Origin of the sequence: Rugamonas fusca, assembly GCF_014042365.1 — a bacterium.
Classification (GTDB): Bacteria; Pseudomonadota; Gammaproteobacteria; order Burkholderiales; family Burkholderiaceae_D; genus Rugamonas; species Rugamonas fusca.
This window is the reverse complement of record NZ_JACEZS010000004.1, coordinates 126,584-146,099: the sequence shown is the minus strand read 5'-3', so window position 1 is coordinate 146,099 and position 19,516 is coordinate 126,584. Positions and strand designations below refer to the sequence as shown.

Here is a 19,516-nt window from a genome sequence, read left to right as displayed (position 1 = left end):
ATTGGTGTTTGTTTTCTGGGATGACAGCTAGCCTGCGCCGCCCGGAGCGAGCGATGCAGGCTAACCCCCTGGGCCGCCGCCGTGTCCGGCGCGGCGTCCCAGGGGCGATCCGCTTAGTAGATGGCCTTGCCCGAAGCGTCCTTCAGGTTGGCCTTCCAGGCGTCCTGCACCAGCTTGACGACGGAGCCTGGCAGCGGCACGTAGTCCAGTTCGGTAGCAGCGGCGCCGCCGTTCTTGAAGGCCCAGTCGAAGAACTTGACCACTTCCTTGCCCTTGGCGGCGTCAGCCTGGTGCTTGTGCATCAGGATGAAGGTCACGCCCGTGATCGGCCACGAGTTCTTGCCAGCCTGGTCGGTCAGCACCACGCCGAAGCCAGGGGTCTTGGCCCACTCGGCCGAAGCGGCGGCAGCCTTGAAGAAATCGTCGTCCGGCTGCAGGAAGTTGCCGTCCTTGTTCTTCAGTTGGGTGTGCGCCATCTTGTTCTTCTTGGCGTAGGCCCACTCGACGTAGCCGATCGAGCCCTTGATGCGCTGCACGTTGGCGGCCACGCCTTCGTTGCCCTTGCCACCCACGCCCACCACCCACTTGACGGCCGTGCCGGAACCGATCTTGGTCTTGAATTCGGCGTTGGTCTTGGACAGGAAGTCGGTAAACAGGAACGAGGTGCCGGAGCCGTCGGCGCGGTGCACCACGGTGATCTCGCTGGCCGGCAGTTTCACGCCCGGGTTCAGGGCGGTGATTTCCGCATCATTCCACTGTTTGACCTTGCCCAGGTAGATATCGGCCACGACGGGGCCGGTCAGCTTGAGCTGGCCCGGCGCGATGCCGTCGATATTCACCACGGTCACCACGCCGCCCATGATGGCGGGGAATTGCATCAGGCCTTCGGCGTCCAGTTCCTCGGCCTTGAGCGGCATGTCGGAGGCGCCGAAATCGACGGTCTTGGCCTTGATCTGCTTGATGCCCGCGCCCGAGCCGACGGACTGGTAGTTCAGGCCATTGCCGGTGGCGGCCTTGTACGACTCGGCCCACTTGGCGGCGATCGGGTAGATGAAGGTCGAGCCGGCGCCGGTCATGTCGGCGGCCGCGGCGGCGGACGAGAATGCCATGACGGCGGCAGCACCCACGACCATGGAGGTCAACAACTGTTTCATTCGCATAACAAGTCCTTCAATAAGATGACAGGGGTTGGAATGCTGCGCAGTCTACCGGCGAAATATGACAGGTTTATGACATCGCTGTAATTATCGGGAAACGGCGCAGTTACAGTGTGAAAGAGGCGTTTTGCCCAGCATCTTACCCCCTTCTTGTCACAATTGGACGGTCCAGGCGGGCAATTATGACAGCCGATGTCATGGACTTGTCATATTTGACATCTACACTGGCGCGCTGTGACACAAATGAACTGATGACAGGCTAGAATCTATTATCTGCAAAGTGAGCAAGAAAACCATGAAGCCTGATTTGCGCACGGACGCTGGCACCTCCAGCATTTTTCTGGATCGGGAACTGTCCCAGCTCGCCTTCAACCGGCGGGTGCTGGCCCAGGCCGAGGATCGCAGCATCCCCCTGCTCGAGCGGCTGCGCTACCTGTGCATCGCCAGCAGCAACCTGGACGAATTCTTCGAAGTGCGGGTGGCCAGCCTGCTGGCGGCCGCCAGCGTGGACGGCGCGCTGTCGGAACACCCTGCCCTGGTGGCCACGCTGGGCCGCATCAGCCAGGAATGCCATGACCTGGTGGCGCACCAGTATGAAATCCTGAACCAGGAAGTGCTGCCCCAGTTGCAGGCCAAGGGCGTGCATCTGGTGCGCCACAATGAGCGCAACGAAGCCCAGCGGGCCTGGGTGAAGGAATATTTCGAGCGCGAAGTGCGCCCGCTGCTGACCCCGATCGGCCTGGATCCGGCCCATCCGTTTCCCCAGGTGGTCAACAAGAGTCTCAATTTCATCGTCTCGCTGTCGGGCAAGGATGCCTTCGGGCGCGGCACGGCGATCGCCATCGTCAAGGCGCCGCGCGTGCTGCCGCGCGTGATCCGGCTGCCCGACCACCTGTCCAGGAGCGGCGGTGTGTCGTTCTGCCTGCTCTCGTCCATCATCCACGCCCACATCTCCGACCTGTTCGCCGGGCGCGAAGTGCTGGCCTATTCCCAGTTCCGCGTCACCCGCGACAGCGACCTGTGGGTCGATGAGGATGAAGTGAAGAACCTGCGCCAGGCCCTCAAGGGCGAGCTGCAGGGACGCCAGTTCGGCACCTCGGTGCGGCTGGAAGTGGCGATGAACTGCCCGCCCGAGCTGTCGCAATTCCTGCTCGACCAGTTCGGCCTGCACCAGAGCCGCCTGTACGCCGTCAACGGCCCCGTTAACCTGGTACGGCTGACGGAAATGATCGACCACGTCAACCACGCCGCCCTGCGCTTCCCGCCGTTCTACCCCGGCGTGGGCCGCAAGTCGCCCGGCACCGACATCTTCAGCGAGCTGCGCCAGCACGACATCCTGCTGCACCATCCATTCCAGACCTTCCAGACCGTCATCGACTTCATCCGCAGCGCCGCCCATGACCCGGCCGTTGTCGCCATCAAGCAGACCATCTACCGCACCGGCATGAATTCGGACCTGATGGAATCGCTGCTGACGGCCGCCCGCGAAGGCAAGGAAGTGACGGTGATCGTGGAACTCAAGGCGCGTTTCGACGAGGAAGCCAACATCAACTGGGCCGACAAGCTGGAACAGGCCGGCGCCCAGGTCGTGTACGGCGTGGTGGGCCTGAAGACGCATGCCAAGGTGGCGCTGGTGATCCGGCGCGAGGAAGGCCAGCTGCGCTACTACGCCCACCTGGGCACGGGCAACTACCACCCCACCACCACCAAGCTGTACACGGACTTCGGCCTGCTCACCTGCCACCCGCAAATGAGCCAGGAGGTCAACGAAATCTTCATCCACCTGACCAGCCTGACCAAGCCGCACAAGCTGACCCATTTGTGGCTGGCCCCGTTCGCGCTGCAGAACGAGATCATCAAGGCGATCCGCAACGAGGCGCGTATCGCGCGCGCCGGACGGCCAGGACGGATTATTGTTAAAATCAATGCATTAGTCGACGAATCGGTGATCCGGGCCCTGTATGCCGCCTCCCGGGATGGCGTCAAGATCGACCTGATCGTGCGCGGCGCCTGCACCCTCAAGCCGGGTGTGCCCGGCCTGTCGGAGAACATCAAGGTGCGCTCCATCATCGGTCGCTTCCTCGAACACAGCAGGATTTATTACTTCCGCAACGACTTGGCGCACGACGTGCTGCTGGCCAGCGCGGACTGGATGAGCCGCAATCTGTTCCGCCGCATCGAAGTGGCGTTCCCCGTGCTGGACCGGGCCTTGAAGCGGCGCGTGATCACGGAGGGCTTGAACCCCTATTTGAAGGACAACACCAACGCCTGGGACCTGGAAGCGGACGGCCATTACCAGCGCCGCAAGGCGCGCGGCAAGCAGGCGCCATTCGGGGCCCAGCAGTTCCTGATGCAGTCGCTGGGCACGCCAGCCAGCGAAGTGGATGACTAAGCACTGGTATCACCTGGTGCCAGTTTCGTTCGAAGGGAGCACAGCATGGACCTGATATTGTGGCGTCACGCCGAGGCGGAGGAAGCCGGCCCCGGCCTGTCCGACCTGGAACGGGCCCTGACGGGCAAAGGCCAGAAGCAAGCCCGCCGCATGGGCCAGTGGCTGGACTCCCAGCTGCCCGACAGTTGCCGGGTGCTGGTCAGCCCGGCCGTGCGCGCGCTGCAGACGGCCGAGGCGCTGGGGCGCAAATATAAAATCCACGCCGACCTGGCGCCGGGCGCCGACCCGGAAGATATCCTGAAGGCGGCCAACTGGCCGGCCGGCCGCGAGGCCGTGCTGATCGTCGGCCACCAGCCCACGCTGGGCCAGGCCGCCGCGCTGCTGATGACGGGCGACGTGCAGGAATGGGATATCCGCAAGGCTGGCGCGTGGTGGCTGTCGCAGCGCGACCCGAACGAGCCGCTCAGCGTTTACCTGAAAGCCGTGATGGCGTCCGACCTGGTTGTGAAATGAAAGTATATGGCCGGGACGGGCTTGCAATCCGGTAACGATCTGCTAAAGTTTAAATGTACCAACTCTAGGGGGCAGCCGTCGTAAGTCGACTGAATGACTATGATCACCTGGTTCACCATGGGCATTTTTGGTGGCATGATTGCCCTGGTTATTTACGAACTCGTGGCCGAAATGCGGGGGAGTAAGCATAAACTGATCGACCGCTATCACGAATAGCATCCAGCTTCACTGAAGCCGTGGCGCCAGCGGCAGAGTCCTCGCGGATTTTGCTTCTCGCGCCATCATCATTTCCGCCCTCCCCGTTCTCCCGGTGCTTGCTTACATCCCCGACTTGAACTTGGTGAACACCCGCGTCACGTGGCGGCGGATGTCGGCCGGCACGGTTTCGGGCGCGGCCATGCGCTGCTTGTCGGCGTCGGACAGGAACACGCTCTGGTTACCGGCGATATCCTTGCGCACGTATTTCATGCCAGCCTTGTTCGGGTTGGCGTAAAACACCTTGTTGGTCAGGCTCGCCTGCACCTGGGGACGCAGGATGTAGTTGATCCACAGGTGGGCATTGTTCGGGTGCGGGGCGTCGGCCGGGATGGCCATGGTGTCGAACACCAGCGCGGCCGAAGTCTTGGGCACCAGCACTTCGATCACGTTGCCGTTCTTGGCGTCGATGGCGCGCTGGCGGGCGATGTTGATGTCGCCCGACCAGCCCAGCGCCACGCACACGGCGCCATTGGCCATGTCGTTGATGTAGCCCGATGAGCTGAACAGGGTCACGTAGGGACGGATGGCCTGCAGCATCTTGCCGGCCGCATCATAATCGGCCACGGTGGTCGAATAGGCCGGCTTGCCCAGGTAGATCAGCGCGGCCGGCAGCACTTCGGACGGCGAATCGAGGAAGGACACGCCGCAGGACTTGAGCTTGGACGCATACTTGGGATTGAAAATCAGTTCCCACGCATTGTCGGGCAGCGGCATGCCGCCCAGCGCGGCCTTGACCTTGTTGACGTTGATGCCCACCGTCGTGTAGCCCCACAGCCAGTCCACCAGGTACTCGTTGTTGGGATCGATCCTGGACAGCTTGGCCTGGATGGCCGGGTCCAGGTTGCCCAGGTTGCTCAGCTTGGACTTGTCGAGCTTGCGCAGCAGGTGGGCGTCGATCTGCAACTTGGCCCACTGGGCCGTGGGCACCACGATGTCGTAGCCCGAATGGCCCGCCACCAGCTTGGAATTGAGGATCTCGTTGTTATCGAACAGGTCATAACGGACCTTGATGCCGGTCTCTTTCTCGAAATTCCTGACCGTGTCCTCCGCGATGTAGTCCGACCAGTTGTAGATGTTGAGGACTTTTTCTTCCTGCTGCGCGCGCGCCGCCGGCGCGGCCAGCGCCGCCATCACGGCCGCCGCGGCCAGTCCCACACCAAACAGCTTGCCCAACCCTTTGCCTGCCATGCCCGCCTCCTGAAGATGGAAATCCTTGTGAAGCCGAAATGATCGGGCATAGTGGTCACGATTGCAAGCGTTGTCCTTCAAGCCAGGAAGTCGAACGCGGTGCCGCTGGCGCCGGAGGCGCCGCCCAGCAAGCCGCCGCCGCCCGTCTGCGCCTGCTGGGTGTACAGCGCGGCCAGTGCGTTGGCCTGGGTGGTGAGCGCCTTGGACAGCACGGCGCGCTTGCCGTTGATGGCCGTGATTTCCTTGTTGAGCGTACTGGCCTCGTGCCGGATCACGCTGTTGTCGGCCGTGAAGGTGCCCGCCCTGGCGGCCAGCTGCTCGGCCATGCCCTTGCCGCCGTTGCCCAGCAGTCTGGCGACGCCACCGGCGTCGGCCGCCAGCGCGGCGGCCAGCTTCTTGTCATCCACCTGCAGGTTACCGCTGGCGTCCAGCGTCACGCCGGCCTTGGCCAGCGCGCCGGCGGCCACGCCATCGCCGCCCGTCTTGAGCAGTTGCGCCATCTGGCGGCTGACCTGGCCCAGCGCCACGTCGCCTTTCAGGTCGCCGCCCTGCAAGGCCAGCATCTTCTGGTTCAATTCGTTGTAGGCAGCCACCAGGGCGCGCACGTTCTTGCCCGTCTGCGCGGCATCGGGCGCGGTGCTGGCAGTCTTGCCGCCGGCCAGGCTGGCGGCCTTGGCCTGGAACGTGGCCAGCGCGCTGTGCAGCTGCCCCAGGCCGGACAAGCGGGTCTGGTCGCGCGCCAGCGTGGCGTTGAGCTTGGCCACCCCCGTATTCTGCGAGCTCAGCGTCTGCTGGACGCGGTTGTAGACATCGGTCGACGGCGCCGTGCCGGCGTGGTTGGCATTGATGGAGGAAGTGGCCATGGCGGTCCCCAAGGTTGGTGGCCGCCCCGGAAATGACGCCGGCCCTGTCTTGGTTGATTATCCACTATTGCCGAATAATCAAAACAAGGAACAGGACCGGGTTTGCCCGCCATTCGCGGGCTTGGGTTCAGCGCAGGAATTTGCTGATGGCGTTCAATGCGGTGGGATCGAGGTTGACGAACTGGTAGCCGATCTTGAAATGGTCGCCGCTGAAGATGCAGTAGCTGACCTTGGAGCGGCACGTGATGATTTGCGCCTTGCCATCCAAAAACAATTCAAACGACACACTGCCCAGCTGGCCGACCGCCAGCTTGTGCTCGAAGGTGAGCGACATGCCGCTGGCGCCGATGTCCAGCGTGCGTGCCGGCTGGGGCGGCATGCCATCCATGGCCACCACCGCTTTGGCGCGCATGATCTTGCGCGCCGATGATCTCTGTTCTACTGACACTTCGCGTTCCGATAAGGTAAGAGCGTTCACAAAGTAAAACGGCGCCCCGCGCCGCATGCTTGCATGGCCAGCCGTGTCATCGCACCGCCGGCGCCGACCGACATTTTACAGGCCAAACGCAATTGCTGTGCCCCGCCACACCGCGCCGGCCCTATTTTTTTCGGCGGGCCGCGCTCACTGGTGTTCGCGCATGCGGGCGAATGCATCGTCGATGCGCTCGACGGCGATGATGGTCATGCCTTCGATGGCTTGCTTGGGCGCGTTCGCTTTCGGGATCATGGCCAGCGAAAAGCCCAGCTTGGCCGCCTCGCGCAAGCGCTCCTGGCCGCGCGGCGCGGGCCGGATCTCGCCGGCCAGTCCCACTTCCCCGAACACGACGAAACCGCGCGGCAGCGCCTTGTTGCGCATCGACGAATTGATGGCCAGCAGGACGGCCAGGTCGGCCGCCGGTTCCGTGATCTTGACGCCGCCCACGGCGTTGATGAACACGTCCTGGTCGAACGCCGCGATGCCCGCATGGCGGTGCAGCACGGCCAGCAGCATGGCCAGCCGGTTCTGTTCCAGGCCCACGGACAGCCGGCGCGCATTGGGCAGGTGGCTGGCATCCACCAGCGCCTGGATTTCCACCAGCAGCGGCCGGGTGCCCTCCTGCGTCACCATTACGCAGGAGCCGGGCACCTGGTTGTCGTGCTGGGACAGGAACAGGGCCGACGGATTGGACACGCCCTTCAAGCCCTTCTCCGTCATGGCGAACACGCCCAGCTCGTTGACGGCGCCGAAGCGGTTCTTGATGGCCCGCACCAGCCGGAAGCTGGAATGGCTGTCGCCCTCGAAGTACAGCACCGTGTCGACGATGTGTTCGAGCACGCGCGGACCGGCCAGCGCGCCCTCCTTGGTCACGTGGCCCACCAGGATGATGGTGATGCCGGTCGTCTTGGCCACGCGGGTGAGCTGGGCCGCGCATTCACGCACCTGGGCCACGGAGCCGGGGGCGGAACTGAGCGCGTCCGAATACATGGTCTGGATCGAATCGATCACGGCCACTTCGGGCCGCAGCTCGGCCAGCGTGCCGAGGATCTTCTCCAGCTGGATTTCGGCCTGCAGCTTCAGTTCTTTCGCGTCGATGGCCAGCCGCTTGGCGCGCAGCGCGATCTGGGCGCCCGACTCCTCGCCCGACACATACAGCACGCTTTTCAGGTGCGACAGGTTGGCCAGCGCCTGCAGCAGCAGCGTCGACTTGCCGATGCCGGGGTCGCCGCCGATCAGCACCACGCCGCCGGCCACCAGGCCGCCACCGAGCACGCGGTCGAACTCCTCGATGCCGGTGCCGAAGCGCGGAACATCGATCGCGTCGATATCGGCCAGCGACAGCACGGGTGCCGTCTGCGCCAGCGCCTGGTGCTGGATATTCGAATAGCGGTTGGCGCCGGGGCTGTCGGGCACCGTCTCCACCATCGTGTTCCACTGCTGGCACGCGCTGCACTGGCCGGTCCACTTGCTGCTGATGGCGCCGCAGTCGCTGCAGGTGTAGTTGGTCTTGACCTTGGCCATATCAGCCTTCCACCACGCGCACGCGCGGCGCCAATGCGCACATGAGTTCATAGCCGATGGTGCCGGCGGCCTCGGCCACCTCGTCGATCGGCATGCCCTTGCCCCACAGGGTCACGGCGCTGCCCACGCGGGCCTGGGGAAGCGGGGTCAGGTCCACCGTCAGCATGTCCATCGAGACCCGCCCCACCAGGCGGGTGCGCACGCCGTCGACCAGCACCGGGGTGCCCAGCGGCGCGTGGCGCGGGTAGCCGTCCGCGTAGCCGCAGGCCACCACGCCCACCCGCATCGGGCCGTCGGCCTGGAAGCGGCTGCCGTAGCCGACCATGTCGCCGGCCTGGATATCCTGGATGCCGATGATTTCACTGGACAGCGTCATGGTGGGCAGCAGGCCGAAATCAGCCGCGCTCCTGCCGCCCGGCGTACCGCCATACAGCATGATGCCGGGGCGCACCCAGTCATTCGTCAACACGTCGGCCAGTGCATCGGCCTGCAGCACGCCGGCCGAATTGGACAGGCTGCGCGCGCCCGGCAAGCCGGCCGTGCCAAGCTCGAAGCGGCGGATCTGCTCGCGGATCGGCAGGCCGGGATGGGCCAGTTCGTCGGCGTTGGCGAAGTGCGTCATCATGGTGATCTCGCCCACGCAATCGAGCGCGCGCAGGCGCGCATGGGCGGCCGCGAAGGCTTCCGGCTTGAAGCCGAGGCGGTTCATGCCGGTGTTCATCTTCAGGTGCAGGTTCAGCTTGCGCGGCAGGCTGGCCGCTTCCAGCCAGGCGATCTGCTGGTCGCAGTGGACGGCGCCATTGAGGTCATACTGCGCCATCGTGTGCAGGTCGGACGCATCGAAAAAGCCTTCCAGCATCATGATCGGCTTGGTCCACCCCAGTTCGCGCAGGCGCACGGCGTTGTCGAATTCGATCAGGGCCAGGCCGTCGGCCGCCGCGAAACCGCGCATGGCCCGTTCCAGCCCGTGGCCATAGCCGTTGGCCTTGACCACACCCCAGGTCTTGGCGTGTGGCGTGCATTGCCTGGCGCGGGCCAGGTTGTGCTGCATGGATTCGAGGTGGATGGTTGCAACTATCGGCCGTGGCATAGGAAATCGGGGCGGGGTGAAAGAAGCGATATTTTACCGGAGCCCGCCCGATCTGCGCGGATCCACTGCGCGCGCCACGCCAGGACCACCCGCGGCGCCTTCGGGTCGCCATGGCCATAAGCCATATCAGTGGCGGCCGCCGGTTTGCTTCGGATCACAAGGCATTTATGGTATAAAGCATGCCAGATAAGTTTTCAGGTCTCCCGTATGAATCGTGGTTTTTATACCATCATGGCAGCGCAGTTCTTCTCGTCCCTGGCGGACAATGCGCTGCTGTTTGTTGCGATCGACCTGTTGATCAGCATGAAGTCGCCCGGTTGGATCACGCCGCTGCTGAAATTGTCCTTCGTGCTGTTTTATGTGCTGCTGGCCGCCTTCGTGGGCGCGTTCGCCGACTCGCTGCCCAAGGGCCGGGTCATGTTCATCGCCAACCTGATCAAGATTTCCGGTTGCCTGCTGATCTTCTTCGATGTGCACCCGCTGCTGGCCTACGCCGTGGTGGGCTTTGGCGCGGCCGTCTATTCGCCGGCCAAGTACGGCATCCTGACGGAGCTGCTGCCGCCGGAAAAGCTGGTGGCCGCCAATGGCTGGATCGAAGGCTTGACGGTGGCCTCCATCATCTTCGGCACCGTGATGGGCGGCGCGCTGGTGAGCGGACGCACGGCGGCCTTCCTGCTCAGTTTCGACTTGCCTTTCATCGACACCGGCATCGACACGCCAACGGAAGCGGCACTGTGCGTCGTAGTGGGCATCTACGTGCTGGCCACCCTGTTCAACCTGAAGATTCCGGACACGGGCTGCCGGTATCCGCACCAGGAACACAATCCGATCAAGCTGGTGACCGACTTCGCCAATTGCTATAGCCTGCTGTGGAAGGACAAGCTGGGCCAGATCTCGCTGGCCGTCACCACCCTGTTCTGGGGCGCGGCGGCCACCTTGCAGTTCATCGTGCTGGAATGGGCCAAGAAGTCGCTGCATCTGCCGTATGACAAGGCCACCAGCCTGGTGGGCGTGGTGGCCATCGGCGTGGCTGCCGGCGCCGTGCTGTCGGCCTGCTTCATCTCGCTGCGCAAGTCGCTCTCCGTGATCCCGCTGGGTATCGCCATGGGCGGCATCGTGATGGGCATGACGCTGGTGCATTCCGTGTGGCTGGCCTACCCGCTGCTGATCTTCGTCGGCGTGCTGTCGGGCTTCTTCCTGGTGCCGATGAACGCGCTGCTGCAGCATCGGGGCCACGTCCTGATGAGCGCCGGCCATTCGATCGCGGTGCAGAACTTCAACGAGAACCTGTCCATCCTGACCATGCTGGCCATCTATTCGCTGATGCTGCGCCTGCACCTGGAGCTGGACGCCATCATCGTCCTGTTCGGCCTGTTCGTGGCCAGCGTCATGCTGTTCATCATGCGCAAGCATGCGGCCAACCAGCGCGAGCATGATTCGCTTGCGCTGATCGGCGAAGCGAAGCACTAACGTATAAAGGGTCTGACCCTGCTCAAGATGGCAGCGTGCCGGCCAGCCGGCGCACCGCCGCCTGGCTGCGCCAATCGTCGGGCACCACGAAGCCGCGCGCACGCTCCACCCACCAGCCGCCGTGCGGCGCCACCACCGCCACCATCTGCGGCGTGGACACCGCCGCCATGTGGCGCTCCAATGCCTGCCGCAACTCGGCCCGGTCCAGCACCGGCGCCGTGGCCAGCGGCGCCTTCATGGGCGCCAGCCATTCCAGGCGTGGCATCAACATGAAGGACTCCCCTTCCAGCGCCGCCGACTCCTCCAGCGTGAACCAGAAACCATGGCAATGCGGTTGCGAGATCCCGTCCAGCGCGCGCCATTCGCCGTGCGGATAAAACAGCCAGCCCTTGACCAGCGCCTGGGCGCTGTCCACCGGCTGCGGCAGCAGCGCCTGTGCAGCCGGATGGCTGGCCAGCGCCAGCTGCTTGTCGAGGATTTTGCGCATCTTGGCGCCCAGCGTGTCGGCGAGATTGGGGCCGATCAGACAATTGAAGCTGCCGTCGTCCACGTCCAGCGGCGGCGCACTGTCGAGCAGATAGAATTTTGTCGCCAGCTCCCAGTGCAGCAGGCGGCCGCCGTCGCGCAGCAGGAAATCGAACTCGCCCACCGTGTCATTGCGGTTGGCGCGCACCTGCAGGCCGTGCGCGGCCAGCATGCCGTGCTGCTGGAAGTAGAAGGCCATCAGCTTTTCCGCGTACAGCCCGAGGCGGGAGTAGGAACGCTGGCCCAGCGCGGCCTCCAGCGGTGCCGGATCGGCTTCCAGCGCGGCCAGCCAGCTCGACACGGCCGGCGTCACCGCGCCGAGCGTGGCGATGCGGCCGTGCCAGTGCGGCGAGGCCGGGTCCAGCAGATCGGGCGCGTCCAGCAGCCAGGCCAGCGCCCGCACCGCGGAGCGGGATAAATGGCCCCAGCGGCGTTCGAAACGCGCCTGGCAAGTATCGTCGCTGGCGTCAGGCGGCGTGGTCACGCGTGGTCCTGGCCAGACACAGGTCGGCCCATGCCTTGGCCTTGTCTTCCGGAAGGCGCAGCAGGTCGGCCGGATGGTAGGTGGCCACCACAGGCAGTTCGCCATAGCGGTGCACCTTGCCACGCGAAGCCACGCCCAGCAAGCCCTTGGCGGCGGCCTGGCCGAAGGTGAGCACCATGCCGGCGCCCGTCAGTGCCAGCTCCCGTTCCAGGAACGGGCGGCAGGCGGCCACTTCGTCCGGCGTGGGTGGGCGTTCGGCGCCGTCGTCGCCGGACGGGCGGCATTTGACGAGGCCAGTCAGGTAGACATCCGATTCCATCGTCAGGCCGATCGCCTTCAGCATGTTATCGAGCAGTTGGCCCGCCTCGCCGGCCACGGAGCGGCCTTCCTTCTCGTCGAGCCGGTTCGGCGCGGCGGTGATCGCCATCCACTGCGCGCCGGTGTGACCTCGGCCCTGCACGGTGGCGCGGCGCGTGGCGCACAGCTCGCAGCGGGTGCAACTGGCGATGGCGTTCTTCAGCGCCGGCCAGTCCATGGCGGCGATGGCTTGCTCACTGACCGGCGCCGGGCGGGCCGGTGCGGGAGCATCGTCGAACCATGCCGTGGAATCCTCATTGCCCATGTCGGCGGCCGATGCGTTGGCGATGTCGATCGCGACTACATCTTCGGTGGTATCGGACATGGTGGCGGCAACCGGCACGGCAAGCGGCGAACCTTCCACAGCGACCGCTTCGGCCTCGCGCGCGGCCACGGCCGCGGCCACAGGCGCCAGCGCGGGCGGCTCCGCCTCCACGGGCGCGGGAACATCGGTAGCCACAGGTGCCGGCGCAGGTGCGGCGGGTGCGGCGTCCTGCACGACGGGTGCCGCCGGCGCTTCCGTCAATGCGGCCGTCGCCTCGCCTGGCTGCGCGGGCGCCGGATGACGCAGCTGCCACAACGGGCCCACCCCCATCTCATCGAGGAATACCGTATTGCGCGCGGACTGCTGGCTCATAAACCGAAACGCATGACAATCGCGTCCTCGCGTTGCTGATTGGCGGCCGGGTAGTACGCCTTGCGCCGGCCGATCTGCTGGAACCCATAGCGCTGGTAGATTTCCAGCGCCCGCGTGTTCGATGGTCGCACTTCCAGCAGCACCGATTCCATCCCCAGCCCACGCGCGCAGGCGACGGCCTGGTTCAGCAGGAAGCGTCCCAGCCCCTGCCCCTGGCGCTCCGCCGACACGGCCACGTTGAGCAGATGGGCTTCATCGACGATGGCCATCAGCAGGAAGTAGCCCAGCAACTCGCCAGCCGAATCGCGCAGCACCCAGGCCTGGTAGCCGCTGGCCAGCGAATCGTCAAAATTGACGCGGCTCCACGGATGCGGATACACGGTCTGCTCCAGCGCCACCACGTCATCCAGGTCGGACGATTGCATCGGCTCGTACTGGAGCCGGGCCAGATCCCACACAGGCTTCATGCGCCCGCTCCATTGGCCTGAGCCGCCTTGGCCGCGTTCATGTCGCGGCGCTCGGCGCTGGTGTAGGCGATCTTGTTGCGCAGGTAAAGCGGCTGCGCCTCCTCGGCCGACACGGTGCGGCCGGCCGCGAAGGCCACGGCCGCCAGTTGCGCGATCTGCGCCGCGTGCGGCATCACCTCGCCGTGGGCCGATGGCGCGCAGGCCAGGCCGGACAGGGCCTCGGCATACGCCGTAAAGCCATTGCCGCAAGCGACAGGCTGGCCTTGCGGCTGCACCGCTTCGGGCGCCGCCAACGCTGGCGCCAGCACCACCGACGGCGCCACCGCGCCCGCTTCAAAACGATACTGGGCCCAATAGACTTCGCCCATGCGCGCATCAAGCACAGTCAACACCTCGTTCGCACCATGTAGCTGGTGGCAAGCCAATGCCATCGCGTCCAATGTAACGACCGGCACCACGGGCAGGCTGGCGCCGAACGCCAGCCCCTGCGCCACGCCGCACGCGGTGCGCACGCCGGTGAAGGAACCGGGGCCGGAACCGTAGGCGATCGCGTCACACTGCTGGAGCACGATGCCAGCTTCGGCCAGCAGTTCCTGCACCATCGGCAAAATGGACTGGGAATGGGTGCGCACGCCGGAGGAAGCGCGGGCGATGACGGCTCCATCGCGCAGCAGCGCACAGGAAGCCAGTTCGGAGGAAGTTTCAATGGCAAGTATCGTAGGCATGCCGTATTTTAACCTGCCACCCCGGGGGCGGGTCTAGCGGGCGGCCAAAACGCCGCACCGGCAATGCCAGGGTCCCTCTGGTTACGAGCGCACAAGTCAGGGTGTCTCAATGGGAACATCGATGCTTTTCTTGAGCGCCCATGAGTCGACGCCAGCGCCCCGCCGCCCGACTCGTCCCCAGCCCATGTAGAATGTGCACGTTTGGCGCCCCGCGCGCCTCCGATAGCCGATTTCCCATGCACAGCCTGACCCTCAGCACCGACAACCACCGCGACATCGCCGCCGCCCTCGCGGGCGAGCGCTGGATCGTCGCCTGCCTTTGCGCCGCCTGGTGCGGCACCTGCACCTCCTACCGCAAGACATTCGAGGAACTGGCGGCGCGCCATCCTGACAAGTGCTTTGTGTGGGTCGATATCGAGGATAACGCGGACGTGGTCGGTGAGCTGGACGTAGAGAACTTCCCTACCCTGTTAATCCAGCATGGCGAACAAGTGGCCTTCTTCGGCACCATGCTGCCTGATGCGAACCTGGCGCACCGCCTGGTGCTGGCCCAGTCAGCCCAAAGCGATGAAGAACTGGCGGCGCTGACGGCCGCCAGCGAGGAACGCCGCCAGTGGCAGCGCGACTGCAACCTGCGCACGCTGCTGCACGCGGCGCGCGCCTGAGGCCGCAGCACCCCACCAGCGCGAGCACCCCACCAGCGCGCCCACGGCGGCGGCAACGGCGCCGCCCCGCTAAAACAACGCTTTACGCCGGCACGTGCCAGCGCAACAGCATGTCCTCGGCCAGCAAGGGCTTGCTGTACAAATAACCCTGGGCCAGACGGCAGCCCTGGCGCAGCAGGAAGGCGGCCTGCTCCTCCGTCTCCACTCCTTCCGCGATCACGGACAGGTTCATGCTCTTGCCCAGCTGGATGATGGCGATGGCAATCGCCTCGTCGTTCACGTCCGTCGAAATATCCTGGATGAAGGAACGGTCGATCTTCAGCGTCTGCACCGGCAACTGCTTGAGGTAGGCCAGCGACGAATAGCCGGTGCCGAAATCGTCGATCGCCAGTCCCACGCCGATCGAGTGCAGGTCGTTGATGAAGTTGAGCGCGTCGCCCGTGTTCATGATGACGGACTCCGTCACTTCCAGTTGCAGCCGCTCCGGCTCCAGCCCCGTCTCGCGCAGGATGTCGGCCACCATGTTGACGATGCTGCCGCGCTCGAACTGCTTGACCGACAGGTTGACGGCGATCTTGGGCACATGCAGCCCCGCCTCCTGCCAGCGCACCATCTGGCGGCACGCTTCGTACAGCACCCACTTGCCCAGCTGGTTGATGAAGCCCGTGTCCTCGGCCAGCGGAATGAAACGCACCGGCGGCACCAGCCCCAGTTCCGGATGGTTCCAGCGCACCAGCGCCTCCACGCCCACCAGGCGCCCCGTGTCGATCTCCACCTGCGGCTGATAGTTGAGGAAGATCTCCTCCTTCTCGATCGAGCGGCGCAGGAAGGTTTCCAGCCGCAGCCGCTCCACGCCCTCGCCTGTCATGGACGGCGCGTAGAAGCTGTAGCCATTGCGTCCACGCGCCTTGGCCTGGTACATGGCCACGTCGGCGTTACGGATCAGCATATTGAGGTCGGTGGCGTCGGTCGGGAACAGGCTGATGCCCACGCTGCAGGTAACGAACAGTTCGTGCCCGGCCACCATGAACGGCTGCTCGAACATGGCCACCAGCTTTTCCGCCACCAGGCCGGCGCCGTGCTGGCCATCCACGTCCTCCAGCAGGACGATGAATTCGTCGCCGCCCAGGCGCGCCAGCGTGTCGCCTTCGCGCAGCTTTTCCTGCAGCGCCGTGGCTACCTGCTTGAGCAGCTCATCGCCGATATGGTGGCCCAGCGTGTCGTTGACGTTCTTGAAGCGATCCAGGTCGATAAACAGCAGCGCCAGTTGTTCATGGTCGCGCGAGGCACGCTGCAACGCGTGCTGCAGGCGGTCGTTGAACAGCAGGCGGTTCGGCAAGGCCGTGAGCGGATCGTGGTGCGCCAGGTGGTCCAGCTTTTCCTGCGATTCCTTCACTTGCGTGATGTCGCTGAACACGCCCACATAGTGCGTGGTCTGGCCCCGGTTGTCGCGCACGGCGCTCACCGTCAGCCATTCCAGATACAGTTCGCCGCTCTTGCGCAGGTTCCAGATCTCGCCACGCCAGAAGCCGGTGGTCACCAGTTCCGTCCACAGGCTCTGGTAGAACGCGTCGTCGTGGCGGCCCGAGCGCGTCAGGGTGCGGTCCTTGCCCAGCGCTTCCTGCTCGCTGTAGCCCGTGATCTGCGTGAAGGCCGGATTGACGGCGACGATTTTGCCGGCCGCGTCCACCACCATCACGCCGTCGGCGATGTGTTCCAGTACCGTGGCCGACAGGCGCAGCTTCTCCTCGGCCTCCTTGCGGGCCGAGATGTCGGCATAGACCCAGATGCTGCCCTCGTTGGGCCGGTTCTGGTCGATCGCGCAGCCGCTCACCATGCACCAGAACAGGGTGCCGTCCTTGCGCCGGTAGTGGCGCTCCTCGCTGAAGTAGTCGCCCGATGCCAGCGATGAATACTGGCGCGCGCCGGCCGCTTCGTAGTCGAAGGCGTTGGGGAAGACGATGGCGGTGGAGTTGCCCGTCATGGCGCCTGGCTCGTAGCCGAACAATTCCTCGCAACGGCGGTTGACGGAGACGATCACGCGGTTACGCACGAACATCACGCCGAACATCACGTTATCCAGGATGGCGCTCTGCTCGGCCAGCAACGCTTCGATGCGCATCTCGTTGTGCTTGCGCTGGCTGATGTCGGAGATGATGCCGTCCACCCAGGGCGCGCCGCCCTCGCCGTCGGCCACCTGCGGCTGGCCATTCTCGGCCACCCAACGCTCGGTGCCGGTGGCGTCGATGATGCGGTATTCGATTTCGTAGGGCTGGCCGTCGCGCACGGCCTGGGTCACGCAGCGGCGCTGGGCCTTGCGGTCTTCCGGGCAGATCAGGTTGGCCCAGGCGTGGGTGGTGCTGCGCATGAACTGGGCGGCCGAATAGCCGGAGATGTCCTCGATGGCGTCGGACACGAAATCGATCGGGCCATCGGGACGGAAGCGGAACACGGCGCCCGGCACCTGGGTGACGATGGTGCGGAAGCGCTCCTCGCGCTGGCCGATGTCCTCGAACAGGTGCTTGATGGCCACCCGCATCTGTTCCAGCTGGCCGGCCAGCCGCCCCAGCTCGTCGCTGCCGGTCAGGTCGAGCCGGGTTTCGAAGTCGCCATGGGACAGGCGGTCGGAAAAGCGCATCAGCTTGCGCAAGGGCTTGAGCAGGCGCTTGTTCAGGAACAGCACGATCAGCAGCAGCGACACGGTGAGCTGGGCCGCCAGCACGAACACGTAGGACAGCTGCTTCTCGCGCAAGTCCTGCTGGCTGCGCGCGTCATCCATCTCGACCATGATGCGGCCGATATGCTCGCCGCGCACGAGGATTTCACGCTCGGCGCGGAACACGTGGCCGGTGGCGCGGCGCGGCGACTGCACGCTGATGAACTGGGTGTCGGCCTGGCCCGTCACCTCCACCTGCAGCACGGAGCGGTCGCGCATGACCGATTCGACCAGCGAATGGGCCGATTCCGCGTTCATGTTCCACAGCGATTCCTGCATGCCCAGCGCCAGGATGTCGGCATTGCGCTGCAGCGCCTCGTTCAACGCGACCTTGGCCGACTGCTGCTCGTGCACGCCGATCAGCAGGTAACTGCCTATCATGGCCGGAATCACCAGGCCGCCGAACACCACCAGCAGCAGCGCGCCATAGATGGACAGGCCATACAGCGCGGTCAGCCGCTTGCGCACCTGCTGGTAGAGGGCACTAGTCATGCATGTGCCGCAGCGCCGCGGCCTGTTTTATCGGTTTGCATCATCACGCTGTGTGGGTTGGAATTTTTGTGTTTGTCCTGCACGGAATTATGCACGGAAAGACACGAGAAAGTCATCTAGATGCATCCTCGCCGTAACAATCGTGGCGTCGCCAGCAGAAAAACCGCGGGCGGGCTATGATCTGCGCTCCCAACCTGAGGAATTGCCATGACCCTATCCATGTACTCCGCATCCGTGCCCGTGTTCAAACAAATCCTGAACAGCCTGCTGGCCATCCTCGACAAGGCCGAAACCCACGCCGACCAGAAGAAGATCGACCCGCAAGCCCTGCTGCAGTTCCGCCTGTACCCGGACATGCTGCCGTTCACCCGCCAGATCCAGATCGCCTGCGACTTCGCCAAGGGTTGCAGCGCCCGCCTGGGCGGGATGGACGTGCCCGCGTTCGAGGACAACGAGCGCAGCTTCGCTGAACTGAAAACGCGCATCACCAGGACGCTGGCCTTCATCGACACCGTGCCGCAGGACCAGGTCGCCGGCAGCGCGGCACGCGCCATCACCACCGGCAGCGGCGAGAAGACCAAGCATTTCACGGGCCAGACCTATTTGCTGCACTATGCGCTGCCCCACTTCTTCTTCCATGCCACCACGGCCTACGACATCCTGCGCCACAACGGGCTCGATATCGGCAAGAAGGACTTTATCGGCACCTACTGATCTGTACCAGGCCGGCGCGCGCCGCCGGCCCGCCGCGTCAGGTATTGCGGCGCGGGTAGCCCTGCGCCAGGATGCGCTGCCACACCACTTCCTTCTGCTCGGCCGTCATGGCCACCCAGTGCGCCACCTCCACCACGCTGCGCCCGCAGCCGCGGCAAATCTCGTCGAAGGTGGTGGAACAGACGGCCACGCAGGGGGTGTCGGGCCGCACCGGCAAATCGTTCGTCATCTTATTTCACCTTCAGGCCCAGCTGGTCCCAGCCGGCGTGGCCCAGCCCTTCCAGGGTGGCGATATTCTTCTCGAAAATCTCGTTCGCCTCGGGGAAGGCGTCCACCGCCCGCTCCACGCTGGCCTCGCGCAGCAGGTGCAGGGTCGGATAGGGCGCCCGGTTGGTGTAATTGCTGATGTCGTCGGGCGCCGTGTCGGCGAACTGGTATTGCGGGTGGAAGCTGGCCACTTGCAGCTCGCCCACCAGGTCCATGTCTTCCAGCGCGGCATCGGCCACGTCCAGGAACTCGTTGTAATCCTGGAAATCGGTCAATACATGGGGATGGATTAACAACGTGGTGTCGACGGCTTCCGGGTCCGCGTCCGACAAATATTGCAATTCATCCATCAGCATGGACAGCAGCGCCTCCGGCGTATCGGCGTCGCACACCACGTAGCGCACCTGCTTCTTGACGTGCACGGCCTTGGCGAACGGGCACAGGTTCAGGCCGATGACGGCCTTTTCCAGCCATTGTTCAGTGGCGGCGATGATGGCGGCGTGGTCGGCGGCGGTGGTGTTCATGTCATTCCTTGAT

18 protein-coding genes are annotated in these 19,516 nt (G+C 64.9%); 5 read left to right on the top strand and 13 right to left on the bottom strand.

Going from position 1 to position 19,516, the window contains the following annotated elements; genetic code table 11:
* Positions 1-113: 113 nt before the first annotated feature.
* Positions 114-1,160, bottom strand: coding sequence for a phosphate ABC transporter substrate-binding protein PstS (pstS, locus tag H3H36_RS06950; protein WP_182215631.1), 1,047 nt, complete (start codon positions 1,158-1,160; stop codon positions 114-116).
* Positions 1,161-1,452: 292 nt separating this feature from the next.
* Here pstS and ppk1 point away from each other — a divergent pair, with 292 nt between their 5' ends.
* Entirely contained in the window at positions 1,453-3,549 is a 2,097-nt protein-coding gene (ppk1, locus tag H3H36_RS06945; protein ID WP_182215629.1) for a polyphosphate kinase 1, read from the top strand.
* A 45-nt stretch (positions 3,550-3,594) separates the two neighbouring features.
* Positions 3,595-4,062, top strand: a complete 468-nt coding sequence (gene sixA, locus H3H36_RS06940) for a phosphohistidine phosphatase SixA (protein WP_182215627.1) — start codon at positions 3,595-3,597, stop codon at positions 4,060-4,062.
* Between the two features lie 318 nt (positions 4,063-4,380).
* On the opposite strand, the gene H3H36_RS06935 is transcribed toward sixA, so the two are convergent.
* The 5 genes from H3H36_RS06935 to alr all read right to left on the bottom strand — a co-directional run bounded on the left by H3H36_RS06935 (position 4,381) and on the right by alr (position 9,460).
* The gene (locus H3H36_RS06935; RefSeq protein ID WP_182215625.1) at positions 4,381-5,508 is read right to left on the bottom strand and encodes a polyamine ABC transporter substrate-binding protein; all 1,128 of its coding nucleotides are present in this window, start codon (positions 5,506-5,508) and stop codon (positions 4,381-4,383) included.
* Between the two features lie 77 nt (positions 5,509-5,585).
* Positions 5,586-6,371, bottom strand: a complete 786-nt coding sequence (gene fliD, locus H3H36_RS06930; protein WP_182215623.1) for a flagellar filament capping protein FliD — start codon at positions 6,369-6,371, stop codon at positions 5,586-5,588.
* Between the two features lie 127 nt (positions 6,372-6,498).
* Positions 6,499-6,876 carry a PilZ domain-containing protein gene (locus H3H36_RS06925; RefSeq protein ID WP_220459674.1) on the bottom strand — a complete coding sequence of 126 codons (378 nt, stop codon included), beginning with the start codon at positions 6,874-6,876 and terminating at the stop codon, positions 6,499-6,501.
* 117 nt (positions 6,877-6,993) lie between these two features.
* The gene (radA, locus tag H3H36_RS06920) at positions 6,994-8,370 is read right to left on the bottom strand and encodes a DNA repair protein RadA (protein ID WP_182215619.1); all 1,377 of its coding nucleotides are present in this window, start codon (positions 8,368-8,370) and stop codon (positions 6,994-6,996) included.
* Between the two features lies 1 nt (position 8,371).
* On the bottom strand, positions 8,372-9,460 hold the full coding sequence (gene alr / locus H3H36_RS06915; protein WP_182215617.1) for an alanine racemase: 1,089 nt from the start codon (positions 9,458-9,460) through the stop codon (positions 8,372-8,374).
* Positions 9,461-9,667: 207 nt separating this feature from the next.
* Between alr and lplT the strand changes: the two genes are divergently transcribed.
* Complete coding sequence (lplT, locus tag H3H36_RS06910) at positions 9,668-10,930, top strand: lysophospholipid transporter LplT (protein WP_182215615.1); 1,263 nt, start codon at positions 9,668-9,670, stop codon at positions 10,928-10,930.
* Positions 10,931-10,952: 22 nt separating this feature from the next.
* Here the strand turns inward: lplT and H3H36_RS06905 are convergent, their stop codons facing one another.
* Genes H3H36_RS06905 through tsaB form a run of 4 tightly spaced genes read right to left on the bottom strand, consistent with a single transcriptional unit; the run spans position 10,953 to position 14,125 of the window.
* Positions 10,953-11,939, bottom strand: coding sequence for a DUF1853 family protein (locus H3H36_RS06905; protein ID WP_311196594.1), 987 nt, complete (start codon positions 11,937-11,939; stop codon positions 10,953-10,955).
* Complete coding sequence (locus H3H36_RS06900) at positions 11,923-12,933, bottom strand: uracil-DNA glycosylase (RefSeq protein WP_229219779.1); 1,011 nt, start codon at positions 12,931-12,933, stop codon at positions 11,923-11,925. Before H3H36_RS06900 ends, H3H36_RS06905 begins: the two co-directional genes overlap by 17 nt.
* Positions 12,930-13,400: a ribosomal protein S18-alanine N-acetyltransferase gene (gene rimI, locus H3H36_RS06895; protein WP_182215611.1), complete on the bottom strand. Its 471-nt coding sequence runs from the start codon at positions 13,398-13,400 to the stop codon at positions 12,930-12,932. Before rimI ends, H3H36_RS06900 begins: the two co-directional genes overlap by 4 nt.
* Entirely contained in the window at positions 13,397-14,125 is a 729-nt protein-coding gene (tsaB, locus tag H3H36_RS06890) for a tRNA (adenosine(37)-N6)-threonylcarbamoyltransferase complex dimerization subunit type 1 TsaB (protein ID WP_182215608.1), read from the bottom strand. The genes rimI and tsaB overlap by 4 nt, the downstream gene beginning before the upstream one ends.
* Before the next feature lie 236 nt (positions 14,126-14,361).
* Here tsaB and H3H36_RS06885 point away from each other — a divergent pair, with 236 nt between their 5' ends.
* Positions 14,362-14,790, top strand: coding sequence for a thioredoxin family protein (locus H3H36_RS06885; protein ID WP_182215605.1), 429 nt, complete (start codon positions 14,362-14,364; stop codon positions 14,788-14,790).
* 82 nt (positions 14,791-14,872) lie between these two features.
* Here the strand turns inward: H3H36_RS06885 and H3H36_RS06880 are convergent, their stop codons facing one another.
* Positions 14,873-17,998, bottom strand: a complete 3,126-nt coding sequence (locus H3H36_RS06880; RefSeq protein WP_182215603.1) for an EAL domain-containing protein — start codon at positions 17,996-17,998, stop codon at positions 14,873-14,875.
* A gap of 207 nt (positions 17,999-18,205) precedes the next feature.
* Between H3H36_RS06880 and H3H36_RS06875 the strand changes: the two genes are divergently transcribed.
* A complete protein-coding gene (locus H3H36_RS06875; protein ID WP_182215600.1) occupies positions 18,206-18,712 on the top strand; it encodes a DUF1993 domain-containing protein in 507 nt (168 codons plus the stop codon).
* 37 nt (positions 18,713-18,749) lie between these two features.
* Here the strand turns inward: H3H36_RS06875 and H3H36_RS06870 are convergent, their stop codons facing one another.
* Both H3H36_RS06870 and H3H36_RS06865 read right to left on the bottom strand, forming a co-directional pair.
* On the bottom strand, positions 18,750-18,941 hold the full coding sequence (locus H3H36_RS06870) for a DUF1289 domain-containing protein (protein WP_182159694.1): 192 nt from the start codon (positions 18,939-18,941) through the stop codon (positions 18,750-18,752).
* A gap of 1 nt (position 18,942) precedes the next feature.
* A complete protein-coding gene (locus H3H36_RS06865) occupies positions 18,943-19,503 on the bottom strand; it encodes a DUF1415 domain-containing protein (RefSeq protein ID WP_182215598.1) in 561 nt (186 codons plus the stop codon).
* Positions 19,504-19,516 lie beyond the last annotated feature (13 nt).